Annotated in this window: 15 protein-coding genes; 12 read left to right on the top strand and 3 right to left on the bottom strand. The window is 56.9% G+C overall.

Annotated features, from left to right (window positions below):
- The first annotated feature begins 7 nt into the window (after positions 1-7).
- The 11 genes from trmJ (at position 8) to sseB (ending at position 8,929) form a co-directional block, all read left to right on the top strand.
- Complete coding sequence (gene trmJ / locus FCL49_RS20510) at positions 8-742, top strand: tRNA (cytosine(32)/uridine(32)-2'-O)-methyltransferase TrmJ (RefSeq protein ID WP_085118287.1); 735 nt, start codon at positions 8-10, stop codon at positions 740-742.
- A gap of 194 nt (positions 743-936) precedes the next feature.
- Positions 937-1,431: a Fe-S cluster assembly transcriptional regulator IscR gene (gene iscR, locus FCL49_RS20515; protein WP_085118285.1), complete on the top strand. Its 495-nt coding sequence runs from the start codon at positions 937-939 to the stop codon at positions 1,429-1,431.
- A gap of 54 nt (positions 1,432-1,485) precedes the next feature.
- Entirely contained in the window at positions 1,486-2,700 is a 1,215-nt protein-coding gene (locus FCL49_RS20520) for an IscS subfamily cysteine desulfurase (RefSeq protein WP_174354930.1), read from the top strand.
- A 24-nt stretch (positions 2,701-2,724) separates the two neighbouring features.
- Positions 2,725-3,111 (top strand): Fe-S cluster assembly scaffold IscU, encoded by a 387-nt coding sequence (gene iscU, locus FCL49_RS20525; protein ID WP_012146333.1) that lies wholly within the window; start codon positions 2,725-2,727, stop codon positions 3,109-3,111.
- Between the two features lie 55 nt (positions 3,112-3,166).
- Positions 3,167-3,490: an iron-sulfur cluster assembly protein IscA gene (gene iscA / locus FCL49_RS20530; RefSeq protein WP_012146332.1), complete on the top strand. Its 324-nt coding sequence runs from the start codon at positions 3,167-3,169 to the stop codon at positions 3,488-3,490.
- Positions 3,491-3,553: 63 nt separating this feature from the next.
- Positions 3,554-4,075, top strand: coding sequence for a co-chaperone HscB (gene hscB / locus FCL49_RS20535; protein ID WP_135317607.1), 522 nt, complete (start codon positions 3,554-3,556; stop codon positions 4,073-4,075).
- A gap of 27 nt (positions 4,076-4,102) precedes the next feature.
- Positions 4,103-5,953, top strand: coding sequence for a Fe-S protein assembly chaperone HscA (gene hscA, locus FCL49_RS20540; RefSeq protein ID WP_174354931.1), 1,851 nt, complete (start codon positions 4,103-4,105; stop codon positions 5,951-5,953).
- A gap of 2 nt (positions 5,954-5,955) precedes the next feature.
- The gene (fdx, locus tag FCL49_RS20545) at positions 5,956-6,291 is read left to right on the top strand and encodes an ISC system 2Fe-2S type ferredoxin (protein WP_006318184.1); all 336 of its coding nucleotides are present in this window, start codon (positions 5,956-5,958) and stop codon (positions 6,289-6,291) included.
- 13 nt (positions 6,292-6,304) lie between these two features.
- Positions 6,305-6,505, top strand: a complete 201-nt coding sequence (gene iscX / locus FCL49_RS20550; RefSeq protein WP_012146329.1) for a Fe-S cluster assembly protein IscX — start codon at positions 6,305-6,307, stop codon at positions 6,503-6,505.
- 83 nt (positions 6,506-6,588) lie between these two features.
- Positions 6,589-7,884, top strand: a complete 1,296-nt coding sequence (gene pepB / locus FCL49_RS20555) for an aminopeptidase PepB (RefSeq protein WP_167796671.1) — start codon at positions 6,589-6,591, stop codon at positions 7,882-7,884.
- 214 nt (positions 7,885-8,098) lie between these two features.
- On the top strand, positions 8,099-8,929 hold the full coding sequence (gene sseB / locus FCL49_RS20560) for an enhanced serine sensitivity protein SseB (RefSeq protein ID WP_174354932.1): 831 nt from the start codon (positions 8,099-8,101) through the stop codon (positions 8,927-8,929).
- Positions 8,930-9,272: 343 nt separating this feature from the next.
- Here sseB and FCL49_RS20565 read toward each other — a convergent pair whose 3' ends face one another.
- From FCL49_RS20565 to FCL49_RS20575, 3 genes are all read right to left on the bottom strand, one after another.
- Entirely contained in the window at positions 9,273-10,451 is a 1,179-nt protein-coding gene (locus tag FCL49_RS20565; protein WP_174354933.1) for a MalY/PatB family protein, read from the bottom strand.
- A gap of 1 nt (position 10,452) precedes the next feature.
- Entirely contained in the window at positions 10,453-11,892 is a 1,440-nt protein-coding gene (gene nhaC / locus FCL49_RS20570) for a Na+/H+ antiporter NhaC (RefSeq protein ID WP_174354934.1), read from the bottom strand.
- A 123-nt stretch (positions 11,893-12,015) separates the two neighbouring features.
- Positions 12,016-13,053 (bottom strand): LacI family DNA-binding transcriptional regulator, encoded by a 1,038-nt coding sequence (locus tag FCL49_RS20575; RefSeq protein ID WP_174354935.1) that lies wholly within the window; start codon positions 13,051-13,053, stop codon positions 12,016-12,018.
- Positions 13,054-13,203: 150 nt separating this feature from the next.
- Here FCL49_RS20575 and FCL49_RS20580 point away from each other — a divergent pair, with 150 nt between their 5' ends.
- Positions 13,204-18,195, top strand: coding sequence for an alpha-2-macroglobulin family protein (locus FCL49_RS20580; RefSeq protein WP_254611119.1), 4,992 nt, complete (start codon positions 13,204-13,206; stop codon positions 18,193-18,195).
- Positions 18,196-18,222 lie beyond the last annotated feature (27 nt).

Below are 18,222 nucleotides of genomic sequence, written 5' to 3' on the forward strand. Positions count from 1 at the left end.
AGTTTGTATGCTGCATAACATCCGCATTGTTCTGGTAGAAACCTCTCATACCGGTAACATGGGCTCGACCGCCAGAGCCATGAAAACCATGGGATTGACCAACCTTTATTTGGTTAATCCGCTGATAAAACCTGATTCTCAGGCGATCGCCCTGGCCGCTGGTGCCAGCGACGTGATCGGCAACGCCACTATCGTAGACACCCTGGATGACGCCATTGCCGGCTGCAGTCTGGTGGTGGGAACCAGTGCGCGTTCACGCACCCTGCCGTGGCCGATGCTGGAACCGCGTGAATGCGGCATCCGCGCCGTGCACGAAGGTGAACATGCGCCGGTAGCGCTGGTGTTCGGCCGTGAACGTGTCGGCCTGACCAATGATGAGCTGCAAAAGTGCCATTACCATGTCGCCATTCCTGCCAACCCGGATTACAGCTCGTTGAATCTGGCGATGGCGGTGCAAATTCTGGCGTATGAAGTGCGTGTGGCTTACCTCGATCGTCAGCAGGTCGGCGCGCCGCAACTGGAAGAAACGCCGTATCCGTTGGTGGACGACCTGGAACGCTTCTATCAGCACCTGGAACAAACGCTGCAGCACAGTGGCTTTATCCGCCCATCCCATCCGGGGCAGGTCATGAGCCGTTTGCGCCGTTTATTCACCCGCGCGCGGCCGGAAGCTCAAGAGCTGAATATCCTGCGCGGTATGCTGACGTCGATCGAAAAACAGGACAAACATCAAGGTAATTAATTTGATGTGAAATGACGGCTTGCGGTAATAGTATTAGTTATCTAACGGTTATAATGTGTATTTTATATGCATATTATCTGGCTTAGTCCAAAACGTGCTAATACTTGAGTAAATTACTAGGTTAAATAGTTGACTGATTTACTCAGGAATGTCAGACTTTCGGCCATGTTTGACCAACAGGTAACCACTTAGCTATGAGACTGACATCCAAAGGCCGTTATGCCGTAACCGCTATGCTTGACGTGGCATTGCACTCCCAGGAAGGGCCCGTTCCTCTGGCGGATATTTCTGAGCGCCAGGGTATCTCGCTCTCTTATCTGGAACAATTATTCTCCCGTCTGCGCAAGAATGGCCTGGTGGCCAGCGTACGTGGACCGGGCGGTGGTTATCTGCTGGGCAAAGACGCGAGTGAGATTGCCGTAGGTGCAGTCATCACTGCTGTCGATGAATCGGTAGACGCAACCCGTTGCCAGGGTAAAGAAGGCTGTCAGGGTGGCGATCGCTGCCTGACCCATACCCTGTGGCGCGATCTGAGCGAGCGCATCAGCGGGTTCCTGAACAACATTACGCTGGCTGAACTGGTGAACAACCAGGACGTGCTGGTGGTGGCGGACCGTCAAAACAACGATACCCGTCGCACGGCCAACGGTCGTCAGCAAGAAACTATCAACGTTAATCTGCGCGCATAAGCAGCTGGCGATATTTTTTTAGTTTTTGGAAGTGATGTACGGAGCACAAGAGCAATGAAATTACCGATTTATCTGGATTACTCAGCAACGACGCCGGTTGACCCGCGTGTTGCTGAGAAAATGATGCAATTTTTGACTCTGGACGGGACTTTTGGTAACCCGGCTTCCCGTTCCCACCGTTTCGGTTGGCAGGCGGAAGAGGCGGTAGATATCGCCCGTAACCAAATTGCTGAACTGGTTGGCGCTGACCCGCGCGAAATCGTGTTCACTTCCGGAGCCACCGAATCCGACAACCTGGCGATCAAAGGCGCTGCCAATTTCTATCAAAAGAAAGGCAAGCACATTATCACCAGCAAAACCGAACACAAAGCCGTGCTGGACACCTGTCGCCAGCTCGAGCGTGAAGGCTTTGAAGTGACCTATCTGGCACCGCAGAGCAACGGTATTATCAGCCTGCAGGCCCTCGAAGCCGCGATGCGCGAAGACACCATTCTGGTTTCTATCATGCACGTGAACAACGAAATCGGCGTGGTGCAGGATATCGAAGCTATCGGCGAAATGTGCCGTGCGCGCGGTATCATTTATCACGTTGATGCTACCCAGAGCGTGGGCAAATTGCCTATCGACCTGAGCAAGCTGAAAGTTGATCTGATGTCATTCTCCGGCCACAAAATTTATGGCCCGAAAGGCATTGGTGCACTGTACGTGCGTCGTAAGCCACGTATCCGTATCGAAGCCCAGATCCACGGCGGTGGCCATGAGCGCGGCATGCGTTCCGGTACCCTGCCTGTCCATCAGATCGCCGGTATGGGCGAAGCCTACCGTATTGCCAAAGAAGAAATGGCGACGGAAATGGCACGTCTGCGCACGCTGCGCGATCGTCTGTGGAACGGCGTGAAAGATATGGAAGAAGTGTATCTGAACGGCTCGCTGGAGAACGGGGTGCCTAACATCCTGAACGTCAGCTTCAACTATGTTGAAGGCGAGTCGCTGATTATGGCGCTGAAAGACCTGGCCGTCTCTTCCGGTTCTGCCTGTACCTCCGCCAGCCTTGAGCCATCCTACGTGCTGCGTGCGTTGGGCATGACTGATGAATTGGCGCATAGCTCGATCCGTTTCTCTCTGGGGCGTTTCACCACAGAAGAAGAGATCGATTACACCATTCAACTGGTGCGTAAATCTATCGGCCGTCTGCGTGACCTGTCTCCACTGTGGGATATGTTCAAGCAGGGCGTGGATATCAACAGCATCGAATGGGCACATCATTAATTCTCAGGATTCAGGAGCAAGGTCATGGCTTACAGCGAAAAAGTAATCGATCACTATGAAAACCCGCGTAACGTGGGTTCTTTCGACAACGAAGATCCTAGCGTTGGCAGCGGCATGGTGGGTGCACCGGCCTGTGGCGACGTGATGAAGTTGCAGATCAAAGTCAACAATGAAGGTATCATTGAAGACGCCCGTTTCAAGACTTACGGCTGCGGTTCCGCCATCGCCTCCAGTTCGCTGGTGACCGAATGGATGAAAGGCAAGTCTCTTGATCAGGCCGAAGCGATCAAAAACACTCAGATCGCCGAAGAACTGGAATTACCGCCGGTAAAAATTCACTGCTCAATCCTGGCCGAAGACGCCATTAAAGCAGCGATTGCCGACTACAAGAGCAAACACAGCGCCAAGTAATTATTTCTGAGTCATTTAGCCCGGCCTTGGTTGGGCTTTGAAGTGTGAGGTTGTGATGTCAATTACCATGAGCGACAGCGCTGCACAGCGCGTTCAGGCATTTATGAATAACCGTGGCAAAGGCCTTGGCCTGCGTCTGGGGGTGAGAACCTCTGGCTGCTCCGGGATGGCGTACGTGCTGGAATTTGTTGACGATATGAACGATGACGACATCGTTTTTGAAAACAAAGGCGTTAAGGTGATCATTGACGGCAAGAGCCTGGTCTACCTTGACGGCACCGAGCTTGATTTCGTTAAGGAAGGCCTGAACGAAGGCTTCAAGTTCAACAACCCCAATGTCTCAAGCGAGTGCGGCTGCGGCGAAAGTTTCAACGTCTGACAGTCCATCGTGCTCCCCCGCCAGGTGCGGGGGAACTTCATCCGATAACGCCCAGAGCACGCTATGGATTACTTTACTTTATTCGGGCTGCCAGTTCGCTATCCCGTGGACGGCAGCCTGCTTGCCTCTCGCTATCAGGATCTGCAGCGCCAATTCCATCCCGATCGTTTTGCCAGTCAGCCAGAACGCGAACGCCTGATGGCGTTGCAACAGGCAGCGACTATCAATGAAGCCTACCAAACGCTGAAGCACCCATTAAAACGCGCGGAGTATATGCTATCTTTGCACGGCTTTGATTTGGGCAACGAGCAGCACACTATGCGTGATACCGCGTTCCTGATGGAACAGTTGGAACTGCGCGAAGAGCTTGATGCCATTGAGCGCAAAGCAGATGCACAAACCCAGTTGGCCAGCTTTGGCGCGCGGGTGAACGAGACGGTGAAACAGCGCAGCGCTTTGATGATTCAGCAACTCGAGAGCCAGCAGTGGATTGATGCCGCCGACACCGTGCGTAAGCTGCGCTTTTTGGACAAACTCCAGCAACAGGTTGAACAACTCGAAGAAAAACTGCTGGGTTTTGAGTAACACATTTTTGATTGTGGAAGCTTCAATATGGCCTTATTACAAATTAGTGAGCCCGGCCTAAGTGCTGCGCCGCACCAGCGCCGTCTGGCTGCCGGTATTGATTTAGGCACCACCAACTCTCTGGTCGCCACGGTGCGCAGCGGGCAGGCGGAAACGCTGGCCGATGCCGAAGGGCGCGATTTACTGCCCTCGGTGGTGCATTACCAGGCTGACACCTTGCGCGTCGGTTGGGATGCGCGCCGGCAGGCAGCAGAGGATCCCGCCAATACTATCAGCTCAATCAAACGCATGATGGGCCGCTCATTGGCCGACGTACTTGCGCGTTACCCGAACCTGCCGTATCAGTTTCAGGCCAGTGACAACGGCTTGCCGATGATCGTCACTGCCGCCGGTGCGGTTAACCCGGTAGGGGTTTCTGCCGATATCCTCAGAACCCTTGCCGAGCGCGCGAAAACCGCGCTGGAAGGGGATCTGGACGGCGTGGTGATCACCGTTCCTGCCTATTTTGATGATGCACAGCGCCAGGGCACCAAAGACGCCGCGCGTCTGGCCGGGTTGCACGTGTTGCGTCTGCTGAACGAACCGACGGCGGCGGCGATTGCCTATGGCCTGGATTCCGGGCAGGAAGGCATTATCGCGGTGTACGATTTGGGCGGCGGTACCTTTGATATTTCCATTCTGCGGCTGAGCCGTGGGGTGTTCGAAGTGTTGGCCACCGGCGGGGATTCCGCGCTGGGGGGCGACGACTTTGACCATCTGCTGGCCGACTGGCTGCGTGAACAGGCCGGTGTGGCTGACCGTAGCGATCACGGTGTACAGCGCCAACTGCTGGATGCGGCCATTGCGGCCAAAATTGCACTGAGCGCTGCCGACAGCACTGTTGTTGAGATTGCCGGCTGGCAGGGCGAAGTGACCCGGGCACAGTTTGATGCGCTGATCGCCACTCTGGTGAAACGTACCCTGATGGCCTGCCGCCGTGCGCTGAAAGATGCGGGCGTGAGTGCCGAAGAAGTGCTGGAAGTGGTCATGGTTGGCGGTTCCACCCGCGTGCCTCTGGTGCGTGAACAGGTGGGCACGTTCTTCGGCCGCACGCCGTTAACTTCGATCGATCCGGATAAAGTTGTCGCTATTGGCGCTGCTATCCAGGCGGACATTTTGGTGGGCAACAAGCCGGACAGTGACATGCTGTTGCTGGATGTGATCCCACTTTCGCTGGGTCTGGAAACCATGGGCGGTCTGGTAGAGAAAGTGATCCCGCGTAACACCACCATTCCGGTGGCGCGAGCGCAAGAGTTCACTACTTTTAAAGACGGCCAAAGCGCGATGATGATCCATGTGCTGCAGGGCGAGCGCGAACTGGTGCAGGATTGCCGCTCGCTGGCGCGCTTCTCACTGCGTGGTTTACCGCCTCTGCCTGCCGGTGGCGCTCATATTCGCGTTACCTTCCAGGTGGATGCCGATGGCCTGCTGAGCGTCACCGCGATGGAGAAATCCACCGGCGTTGAGGCTTCAATTCAGGTTAAACCGTCGTATGGTCTGTCCGACGCCGAAATCGCCGGCATGATCAAAGATTCGATGGCCAATGCGCAGAGCGATGTTGGCGCGCGCATGCTGGCGGAACAGCGGGTTGAGGCGTCACGGGTGCTGGAAAGCCTGCAGGGCGCACTGGCCAGCGACGCCGCATTGCTGAGCGAAGCAGAAAGCACGGCAATCCCCGCAGCGGTAGAAGCTTTGCAACAGGCGACGCAGGGCACCGATCCTGCCGCTATTGAAGCCGCAATTAAAACATTAGATGCACAAACGCAAGACTTTGCCGCGCGCCGCATGGATGCTTCCATTCGCCGTGCGCTGGCTGGCCATTCTGTGGATGAGGTTTAATCATGCCTAAAATTGTTTTCCTGCCCCATCAAGATTTATGCCCGGAGGGGGCAGTACTGGAAGCCGAACAAGGGGAGTCAATCCTCAACGTTGCGCTGCGTAACGGTATCGAGATTGAGCATGCCTGTGAGAAATCCTGCGCCTGCACCACCTGTCACTGCATCGTGCGCGAAGGTTTCGACTCTCTCGAAGAGAGCAGCGAACTGGAAGACGACATGCTGGACAAGGCCTGGGGTCTGGAGCCGGAAAGCCGTCTGAGCTGTCAGGCACTGGTGGCCGACGAAGATTTGGTGGTTGAAATGCCGCGTTATACCGTTAACCACGCGCGTGAAGGGTAAGAGGACTGTAGAAATGGGATTGAAGTGGACCGACAGCCGTGAAATCGGCGAAGCCCTGTACGACCAATATCCGGATACCGATCCGAAAACCGTACGTTTTACCGACATGCATCAGTGGATTTGCGATCTGGAAGATTTTGACGACGATCCACAGGCTTCCAACGAAAAAATACTGGAAGCTGTTCTGCTGGTCTGGTTAGATGAAGCGGAGTAAATAGCGTAACGGGCTGCCATAGGCGGCCCGTTTATTTTGTATCCGACACGATTAATAAAAGAATAATCCGGAGTAAGAAGGCTATGACAACTGAATTTATGCTGGTAACGCTGTCGAACCAACCTGCTGACGCTCGCTGGGGCGAGAAAGCGCTACTGAGCACCGGTACAGAAGGGATGACCATCCACCTGACCGGCAAAGATAAACTGGGCAGCATTCAACGTGCGGCTCGTAAGATTGACGGCCAGGGCATCAAAAACGTCAAACTGGCCGGTGACGACTGGGATCTGGAAAACAGCTGGGCATTCTGGCAGGGCTTCCGTGGGCCGAAAGGCAAACGCAGCGTCGAATGGGCACCATTGCCGGAAGCGGAAAGCAAAGAGCTGGAACAGCGCCTGAAGATTGTTGACTGGGTGCGTGACACCATCAACATGTCGGCGGAAGAGTTGGGGCCGGAGCAGCTGGCTACCCGCGCGGTTGATCTGATGTGTGACATCGGTTGTGAAGCCGTCAGCTACCGTATTACCAAAGGTGAAGATCTGCGTGAGCAAAACTACGCCGGTATTCACACCGTGGGCCGTGGGTCAGATCGTTCACCGGTGCTGTTGGCACTGGATTTCAACCCGACCGGTAACCCGGAAGCGCCGGTATTTGCCTGCCTGGTGGGCAAGGGCATCACCTTTGACACCGGTGGCTACAGCCTGAAACAAAGCGCCTTTATGGACTCCATGAAGGCGGATATGGGCGGTGCAGCCACCATTACCGGCGCACTGGCGCTGGCGGCAGCTCGTGGTCTGAAACAGCGTGTGAAACTGTACCTGTGCTGTGCCGACAACATGGTCAGCGGCAATGCTTTCAAACTGGGCGATATCATCCGTTACCGCAACGGCAAAACCGTTGAGGTGATGAATACCGATGCGGAAGGGCGTCTGGTATTGGCCGATGGCCTGATCGATGCGTCCGCGCAGAACCCTCAGTTGATCATCGACTGCGCCACCCTGACCGGTGCGGCGAAAACGGCGGTGGGTAACGACTACCATGCGCTGTTCAGCTTCGACGACGCTCTGGCGCAAGAGCTGCTGGCCAGTGCGGCTGCAGAACAAGAGCCATTCTGGCGTCTGCCGCTGGCTGAATTCCACCGCAGCCAACTGCCGTCCAACTTTGCCGAACTGAACAACGTAGCCGGTCCGGCCTACACGGCGGGGGCCAGCACAGCGGCTGCCTTCCTGTCGCATTTTGTGACTAACTATCAGCAGGGCTGGCTGCACATTGACTGTTCCGCTACTTACCGCAAGGGTGCAGTAGATCAATGGTCAGCAGGGGCGACCGGTCTGGGTGTCCGTGCACTGGCCAACCTGCTGCTGAGCAAAGCCAAATAATTGAATGCCCACCCCGGTGGGCGTTATACCCGTCATCTTTCAAGTTGCAGCGTTGTTACCTGCACTCGCTCACCCCAGTTACTTACTAAAGTAAGCGCCTGGGGATGAGCGAGCTGGGCGCCTAGCTGCAAAATGAAAGCTATAGGGTATAGAATGTCATTTACCCTCGGGGCCCAGCATGCTGGGCCCCGTTATTTGATTGCTGGAGTTTGCCATGAGTTCTCACCATCACGAAGCCGCCGCAGGCGAAAACGAACTTGAACGCCTGTTGAAACTGGCGGTGACGGAGCCGGCCCATCGTCCGGCATTCTTCCGTGAACTGCTTGAGGCTACGGTGTTGATCCTCGGTGACAGCGAACAGGTACAACTCGGTGGTGACATCACGCTCAACGCCGACACACCGGTGAATATTCAGCATTGGGAAAAGCAGGAAGGCGGCAGCATCATCCCGTTTTTCACCTCGGTGGAAGCGCTGCAAAAGGCCGTTGAGGATGAACAGCCCTTTATCGCCATGCCGGCACGAGTCTTATTCGAGATTACGCAGGGTGCGGATCTGTTCCTCAACCCGAAGGCCGAGTACGGCAAAGAGTTTTATCCTGAAGAGGTGGCTATGCTGCTGGCCACCGGCGGCGTAAGCAAACCGGCAGAACGCTATATCGACAAGGATACCCAGATCCTGTTGGGCCAGCCGGAAGAATATCCGTCGGCGATGGTCGATGCCCTGACCACATTGTTCAGCCAGCGCAAGCCGGTCCGCCGCGCGTTTCTGGCGCTGATGCACGATCAGGCGGTCGACGAAAAACCCAATCTGCTGGTCGGGCTGGAAGTAGACGGCGAACAAGGCGATATCGAGGCGCTGATTAATGAAGCGGGCAGCGTGGCCAGCGAAACCGCGCCTAATGACGAACCGGTGGATTTTTGCCTGGTATCGGAAAAGGAACGTGGCGTCAGCCATTACCTGATCACCCATACCCAACCCTTCTACCAGCGCCGCTGGGGCAGTTGGTTGCGCAATATCATTCCTTCAACCGATAAAACCCAGTAATTCTGTTGTTGCCGTTGTTCTCTGTATCAAGGCAAAAGAGAGCGGCCAGCCTCGAAAGGCTGGCCGGATACAAAAATGGGCGCTGGAAAACCACTGCGTCACATCAAAATAAGAGTCAGTTTGGGGCTTTCTTCTTTCTGCTTCCCACCCAGGGCCTGAAGCAGAATGTACGACGTTGTTTAAGTGGGCGCCCCCTCTTCAGAGGGAGAGGGCCGGGGTGAGGGGCTTTGGCGTTGGTATGTATCCCCTCACCCTAACCCTCTCCCAAAGGAGAGGGAACAATATCACCTTAACTGACAAGCATTACCCCGTTTGGGACCTTTCATACGCTGGTGATTGTGGTTCAGGGTTTTAACCGGGCGAGCCCCGCGATGGCTTGTTCAAGATATTGACGAGGGCAGCCGAGGTTGATGCGAATAAACCCCTTTCCCTGCTCGCCAAAGCTGATGCCCATCGAGGCGGCAATTTTTGACTGCCTGATCAACGCCTGCTGTAGGGCGTTATCATCCAGGCCTAAAGCGCGACAATCCAGCCAGGCAAGGTAGGTTCCCTCGGCTGGGGTCATTTTGCACCAGGGCGCAGCATAGGCCAATGCCTGTTCAAACCAACGCCGGTTGTCGGCCAGATAACCTTGTAAATCATCAAGCCAGGCTTCCCCCTGTTGATAGGCTGCCGTTGCGGCAGTCATCGACAGCGCATTGAAGACATCCAACCCATGGGCATTGAGGCGTTCGATGAACGCATTGCGGGTGCGAACATTGGGGATCAGGAAATTGGAGATCCGCAGTGACGACAAGCCAAAGCTCTTGCTCGCCGAGGTCGCCGAAATCAGGTGGTCATGCCAGGCTTCATCCAGGTGCAGCACCGAGGTGAAGGTTTCGCCGGGCAGCGTCAGGTCGGCCCAGATTTCATCGGAAATCACCGTCACCCCATGACGGCTGCATAGCGTCATCAATTGTGTCAGTTCGCTGCGGGTCCAGCATCGCCCGGTGGGGTTATGCGGATTACACAACAGCAGTAACGGCGGTTTACGCTGCTCAAAGCAGATTTCCAGATGCTCGAAATCAAATTGATAGCCCTGCGCGCTTTCCTTCAGCGGATTTTCGAGGACTTCACGGCCGTTCATGGTGATGATCTTGGCGAAAGATCCATAGTATGGTCCCTGGATCACTACCGGATCGCCAGGCTGGCTGAGCAGTTGGATCAGCATCGCCAGACCGGGCACCACCCCTTCTATTGAGGTGAACCATTCACGCTGCAGCGGCAGGTTATGCCTGCGCAAAAACCAATCTATCGCCGCCTGATAATACGGGTCATCACGCTCGCTGTAGCCAAATACGCCGTGATCCACACGCTCATGCAATGCCTGCCGGACTTCCGCTGGGCACTGGAAGTCAAAATCAGAGACCCACATCGGCAAAAGGTCGGTTTCATCGAGATGCAGATAGCGATCGATAAAGTCCCATTTCACCGAACCGGTATGGTGGCGGTCGACTATCTGATTAAAATCGGTCTGTTTCACGTCAGGCTTCCTCACGCTGTAAGTCATTTTGTGGCTGTATTCTGGCAATCCCAAACCCGGTAAAACCATAAATCAGGGCGAAGACCACGGCGGCGTAGCATTGGATGGCCCACGGCAGGAGATCCAGCGTACTGACCCCCAGAGTGGTTGCCATATAAATGCCTGCGGCGGTCCAGGGGATTAAAGGTTCGATGACGGTGCCCGCATCTTCCACGGTCCGCGACAGGTTTTTATTGTCTAATCCCATGCGACGGTATGCGCCTTTGAACAGCTCTGCGGGAATGAGCAGTGCCAGCTTGCCGTCGCTGGTGGCACCGGTCACCAGGATGGTGGTCGCGACCGTTGCGGCGATCAATTGGCCGGTGGTATGAACCACTTTCAGCAAGCGGTTGATGATAACGGTCAGTGCGCCGGTCAGCGTTAAGGCCCCGGCAAAGGAAAATGCACAGAACACCAGAAGAATGGTACTCATCATCGAGAACATGCCGCCGCGGTTGAGCAGGCGCGGAACATCCGCGACGACGCCAGTAATGTTGTGTCCCTGAGCGGTGAACATTGAAAGATTAAAGCCGTCCATCAATGCATTTAAGCCTTGCTGCAGGTTGAACCCCTGGAGCAGTACGCCGATGGCAATGGCCAGGGTACAGGCTGCCAGCATCACGGGGATCACCGGTCGTTTGGTGACGGCCCCCCACAGAACCAGCACCGGCGGAAGGATCAGCAGCAGGTTAAAGTGATACATGCCTTCCAGGGCGGTGACGATTTCGGTGACTTTTTCCGGCGTGGCTACGCTGCCGACGGCGCTGGTGTGCCCGGCAATCAGATACACCACCGCGGCTAAAACGAAGCTCGGCAATGTGGTGTACATCAGGTGCTGGATATGGCTGTAGAGATCGGTATCGGCGACGATGGCCGCGAAATTGGTGGAGTCAGACAGCGGGGAGATCTTATCGCCAAAGTAGGCGCCGGAAACCACGGCACCGGCGGCGGCGGCCAGAGGCACATCCAGACCGGCGGCGACGCCCATCAGTGCGACACCCACGGTGCCAGCCGCGCCCCAGGAGGTGCCGGTACAAACGGAGATCACGCTGGTAATAAAGAACGCGGCGATCAGGATATATTGCGGACTGATCAGTTTTAAGCCCCAGTACACCATGTAGGGAATAGTACCGCTGAACATCCAGGTGCCGATCAACCCGCCGACGCAGATCAATATCATGATCACCGGCATTGCCTTGGCCAGTTTGGCGACGATGGAGTCGATAATGTCGCTCCAGCGATAGCCTTGCCACCAGGCCAGTGCGGCGGCAATGGCGGCCGAGACCAGCAGCAATGGCTCGATCCGCAGCCCAAGTTGGCCGTAGCCGATGATGAGCAGCAATAGCATCGCCACAATGGGCAGCATCGCCAATCCCAGGTTGAGTTTCTTTTTGTTATTCATTAACAACTCCGGTTAAGGATGAGGGTGTGACGCAAGCCTAATGAATTCGTTTTGATTGAGGTGTGAGCGCGGGCAACTGTCCATGTAATCGGTTTCATGAGTAGGCGTTGTGTGCGTCGCCTCTCATTTTTCAGCCTTGTTTTCTTGATTTGAGGTGTTTTTCTCGAGGGAGGCGACCGAGTCTCGCAGGATCAACTCAGCGGAAAACATATTATTCTGTGGCGCCACAGTGGCAGCAGAGTTAAGCTGCAGCGCCAAAGTAGCCGCGCGTCGTGCCATTTTCTCAACCGGATAATGCACGGTGGTCAATGCCGGGTAGAGATATTTTGCCAGGGCCACGTCATCAAAGCCGACAATCGAGATATCTTCTGGCAAGTTCATTTGGCGTTGGCGAAAGGTTCGCATCATACCGGCGGCCATCACGTCATTGAACGTCAGTGCGGCGGTAAAAGGGTGATCGCTGGCCAGGATCTTTTCTGCCGCCAATTCGCCCCCTTGCTCATTGAAGGGGACGCTGATGATCCAGCTACCCGGCACCGAGATCCCAGCATCATTCATGGCACTGCGGTAGCCTTCCAGACGCTGTTTTCTGTCATCGATGGGCAAGTCTGTAGTGATACAGGCGATATTCCGGTGCCCGTGCCGAATCAGCATCTGGGTGGCGGCCCGAGAGGCGCTGACGTTGTCCAGCCAGATGCAGCGGTTGGCGATGGCGGGCAAATAGCGATTGATCACCACCATCGCCGGGGTATGGGCGGCATAGCGTAAAACGTCAGCATCGCTCATCCGGGTCACGTGGGCCACGATGGCTTCGCAACCCTGATTGATCAGAAAATCGAGGCCGTTCTTCTCCAGTTCGGCCTGATGGCCGCCGCTGCAGACCATTAATCTTACGCCGCCTTTGCGCGTAATATCTTCGACTCCCCGTGCCAGACGCGAGAAAAAAGGGTCGTCGAGATTACCGGTCAACAGCCCCAGCATATTGCCGCTTCTTTTCGCCAGGGCCAGCGCGGCGGCATTGCGGTGATAGTTAAACTCGCGCATGGCTTTTTCAACCCGTTCACGGGTGACTGGCTCAACATAGGCGGTGCTGTTGATCACCCGGCTGACGGTGGCCGTCGATACGCCAGCCCGTCGGGCAACATCTTTCATTGTGGCCATATCATTTCCTGCTTCAGGTTTGGGTGACCCTTTCTGTTGAAGGGGAAAAATTGAGCTGGGTCTGATGCTAACAGCGCTGCTATCATTCATCCATATTCGGATATTGCGCCGACGGGTGTCGTTGCGTAAAGGCTGCCAGGGAGTTAAACGATGAAACCATGCCGTTCAGGGGCATTTGCATCAGGCAAGAAGCTTTGTCAGGGGATCGCATTGGCGGGGGGCCTGCTGCTGCTGGCCGCCTGTGATGACGGCGGAAAAAAACCAACCGCAGCGCAGGCTGATGCACAGGCGAGTAGCGTCACGCAGGCCAAACGACCGGACGCCGCCGCGTTGGCGGCATTGGCGAAACGCGACGCCGGTAAGCCGCTGACGCTGCTTGATGCCTCCGAACTGCAACTCGACGGCGCCAGTGCCATGGTGCTGACGTTTTCTTTGCCGCTGGATCCGAGCCAGGATTTCGCCGCGCGAGCGCATCTGGTCGACAGCGTTAGCGGTAAAATCGACGGTGCCTGGGAGCTGTCCGATAATCTGATGGAACTGCGGTTGCGTCATCTGCAGCCCAATCGCAAGCTGGTACTGACCCTCGAGGGCGGCCTGAAAGCGGTCAACGGTGCCGAACTGGGCAAACAGCAAGAACAGACTATTACCACCCGCGACATCAAACCGAGCGTCGGCTTTGCCGGCAAAGGCTCGCTGCTGCCGACCAAGCTGGCGCAGGGGCTGCCGGTGATGGCGTTAAACGTCGATAACGTCGACGTTAACTTCTTCCGGGTGAAGGCCGATGCCTTACCGGCATTCCTGGCCAACTGGGAATACCGCAATTCTCTCTCCAGCTGGGAGTCGGAAGAACTGCTGAAAATGGCCGATCTGGTCTACAGCGGCCGCTTCGATCTCAACCCGCAGCGCAATACCCGCGAACGCCTGCTGTTGCCACTGAGTGGCATCGAAGCCTTGCAGCAGCCGGGAGTCTACCTGGCGGTAATGCAACAGGCCGGGCATTACGGTTATACCAACCCGGCGACCCTGTTCACCCTCAGTGATATCGGCGTCTCGCTGCACAGCTATCACGACCGTCTGGACGTGTTTACCCAGGCTCTGGATGGCGGCGCGGCATTGGGCGCGGTTGAACTGCGCCTGCTGGATGAAAAAGGTCAAACGCTGACCCAGGGCACCACCGATAAGCAAGGGCACGCCCAGTTGGTGAAAAACGCCAAGGCGCGGTTGTTGCTGGCTACCCAACAGGGCCAGACCAGCATGATCGATCTGTCGACGCCGGCGCTGGACTTGGCTGAGTTCGATATTGCCGGGCCGGAAGGCTACAGCAAGCAATTCTTCGCCTTCGGCCCGCGTGATCTTTACCGTCCAGGTGAAACGCTGATCGTTAATGGTCTGCTGCGTGACGCCGACGGCAAACCGCTGCCGGCCCAGCCGGTGAAGGTGGATATCGTCAAACCGGACGATCAGGTGGCGCGCAGCTTTGTCTGGCAGCCGCAGGACGGGTTGTATCAATATCAGTATCAAATCCCTGAAGGCGGGCCGACCGGTAACTGGTCGCTACGTTTCAATCTGGGCGATAACCAGCCGCGGCTTTATAGCTTCAAGGTCGAGGATTTCCTGCCGGAACGCATGGCGCTCGATATTACCGCCGAGAAAACCCCGCTGCGCCCTGATGCACAACTGGTGTTCGACGTCAGCGGCCGCTACCTCTACGGTGCCCCAGCCTCGGGTAACCGTCTGCAGGGGCAGGTGTTCCTACGGCCTCAGCGTGAGGCGGTCAGCAGCCTGCCGGGCTATGAGTTTGGTTCGGTAACGGAAGAAAGCCTGTCGCGCAATATGGATGAATTCGATCAGGCGCTGGATAACGCCGGTAAGGCGCAGGTCGCGGTGGACAGCAACTGGGCAGAAGTGAAATCCCCACTGAAGGCTATTCTGCAGGCCAGCCTGCTGGAGTCCGGTGGCCGCCCGGTGACGCGCCGCGCCGAACAGGCTATCTGGCCTGCCGATGCGCTGCCCGGCATTCGACCGTTGTTCAACAAACAACAGATTTATGATTATCGCAGCAACAGCTACCAGGCCCAGCCGGTGGTGGATGAAAACACCCAGGCCGGGTTTGATATTGTCTACGCCAATGCCGCCGGTGAAAAACTGGCCGTCAGCGGGCTGAAGGTCCGTCTGGTGCGTGAGCGCCGCGACTACTACTGGCAGTGGTCAGAAGGCGAAGGCTGGCAGTCGTTATACGACAAAAAAGATCTGCCACTGGCGGAACAGACTATCGATATCGCCGCCAACGGCAGCGCCAAGGTCAGTTTCCCGGTGGAGTGGGGCGCGTATCGTATCGAGGTAGTGGATCCACAGAGCAATCTGATCAGCAGCCTGCGATTCTGGGCCGGTTACAGCTGGCAGGACAACACTAACGGCAGCGGGGCGGTACGTCCGGATCAGGTGAAGCTGAAGCTGGACAAACCGGCCTACCAGCCGGGTGAGAAAGTGAAGCTGCATATCGAAGCACCGGCCGCCGGCAAGGGCTACCTGCTGGTGGAATCCAGCGACGGTCCGCTATGGTGGCAAGAGCTGGACGTACCGGCCAAGGGCGTTGATGTTGAAGTGCCTATCAATCAGGAGTGGAAACGCCACGATCTGTACCTCAGCGCATTGGTGATCCGCCCGGGTGACAAGCAACAGCAGTCGACGCCGAAACGGGCGGTGGGGCTGTTGCATCTGCCGCTGGTGGACGAAGGGCGCAAACTGGCGCTGCAACTGGATGCACCGCAGCGTATGCGGCCGAACCAAATGCTGACGGTGAAAGTGAAGGCCGCCCACAGCAGCGGTAAACCGCCACAGCAAATCAACGTGCTGCTTTCTGCGGTGGATAGCGGCATCCTCAATATTACCAATTACACGACGCCGGATCCGTATCAGGCCTTCTTTGGCCGCAAGCGTTACAGCGCCGATCAGTACGATGTTTATGGTCAACTGATTGAAGGCAAAGGGCGTTTGGCAAACCTGCGCTACGGCGGCGACGGCGATGACGAGGATGCGTTGTCACGCGGCGGTAAAAAGCCGATCACCGCAGTCACCATTGTTGCCCAGCAGGCGCAGCCGGTTAAGCTGGATGCCAATGGCGAAGGCGAAATTCAGATTGCCATTCCTGACTTCAACGGTGAATTGCGTCTGATGGCGCAGGCGTGGAGCGATGAAGACTTCGGCAAGGCGGAAGGCAAGACCGTGGTGGCCGCACCGGTGGTGGCAGAGTTGGCGACACCGCGCTTCCTGGCCGGTGGCGATAGCACCCAATTGGCGCTGGATGTCAGTAACCTGTCGGGTCAGCCGCAGACATTAACCGTGAAACTGGCTTCCAGCGGGTTAGTGGCGCTGCAGGGGGCTGCCGAACAACAGGTCAGCCTGGCCAACGGCGAACGTACCACGCTGCAAATTCCGGTGCAGGCGCTGATGGGCTTTGGTCAGGGCGAGGTCGCGCTGACCCTCAGCGGTCTGGTGCTGCCGGGGGAAACGCTCAAGGACTATCAGCACAGTTGGAAGATTGGCGTAAGGCCGGCCTATCCGGCGCAGACCCGCCAGTTCGCCAGCGTGATCCACGCCGGTGAAAGCTGGGGCCTGCCGACAGATGCCGCCGCCGGGCTGGTGCAGGCGACGACCGAAGGGCAACTGCTGTTGACCAGCCGTCCGCCAATCAACCTGGCGCGCTATATCAGCGAACTTTATGCCTATCCTTACGGCTGCCTGGAGCAGACCACCAGCGGGCTTTATCCGTCGCTGTATACCAACCGGGCGCAGCTCAGCGCGCTCGGGATCAAATCCGGCACTGATGAAAGCCGCCGCAACAGTATCGACGTTGGCATCGAGCACCTGCTCAGCATGCAGCGCTATAACGGCGGTTTTGGTTTATGGAATCGCGACAGTCAGGAAGAGTTCTGGCTGACGGCCTACGCGACCGACTTCCTGTTCCGTGCCAGTGAACAGAACTACAGCGTCCCGGCCGATGCGTTGACGGCGGCGAACAATCGTCTGCAGCGCTATTTGCAGGACCGCAGTCAGATTGACGTTGCTTCCACCCAATATCCAGACCACACCCGCTTTGCGGTGCAGGCCTACGCCGGCCTGGTGTTGGCACGTCAGCAACAGGCACCGCTCGGGGCATTGCGACAGCTGTTTGAGCGCCGTGCCGATGCTCGTTCGGGCCTGCCGCTGGTGCAGCTTGGCGTGGCGCTGAAGCTGATGGGCGATATGCCGCGTGCCAATCAGGCTATTAAGCAAGGGCTGGCAACGCAGCGCAATGCCAAGGATTACTGGCTGGAAGATTACGGCAGCCCGTTGCGTGATGACGCCATGATCCTGGCGCTGCTGACCGAAAATAACCTGTTGCCGGCCGAGCGTGACCAACGCTTGCTGACGCTATCTGAACGTCTCAACGGCGAGCGTTATCTGTCTACGCAGGAGAGCAATGCCCTGTTCCTGGCGGCGCGCAATCTGATTGGCAGTGCTGAAACGCCATGGCAGGCGCAAACGGCGCAGGGCAAGAGCCTGTCCGGCAGCCAGGCGCTGACGCAAAACCTGTCCGCTGAACAGCTGGCTACCGGGTTGCAACTCACCAATACCGGCAGCGGTACGCTGTACAGCCGGGTCGATTTGGTCGGTTATCCGCAACAGGCGCCGCAACCGCAGAGCAACGTGTTGAATATCCGCCGTGAATTCCTGGGGCTGGACGGAAAATCCGTGGATCTGACCCAACTGAAAAGCGGCCAGTTGATCCTGGTGCACCTGGATGTCTGGGCCGATAACCAGGTGCCGGACGCGCTGGTGGTGGATCTGCTGCCGGCCGGGCTGGAACTGGAGAACCAGAATCTGGGGGACAGCAGTGCCAGCCTGGGCGAAAGCGCCAGCAGCGTGACCGAACTGCTGCAGGACATGCAGCAGGCTGACATCAAACATCAGGAGTTCCGTGATGATCGCTATGTGGCTGCGGTGAATATCGACGGCTACCGTCATACCACGCTGCTGTATCTGGCACGGGCCGTGACGCCGGGCACTTATCTGGTTCCGGCACCGCAGGTAGAGTCGATGTATGTGCCTGCCTGGCGTGCGCTGGGCGCGACGCCACAGCGGCTTGAAATTGCCAAATGATCTTCCTTGCCCCGCCCCGGTGGATTA

Source organism: Serratia proteamaculans, from assembly GCF_013337185.1.
GTDB lineage: Bacteria > Pseudomonadota > Gammaproteobacteria > Enterobacterales > Enterobacteriaceae > Serratia > Serratia proteamaculans_D.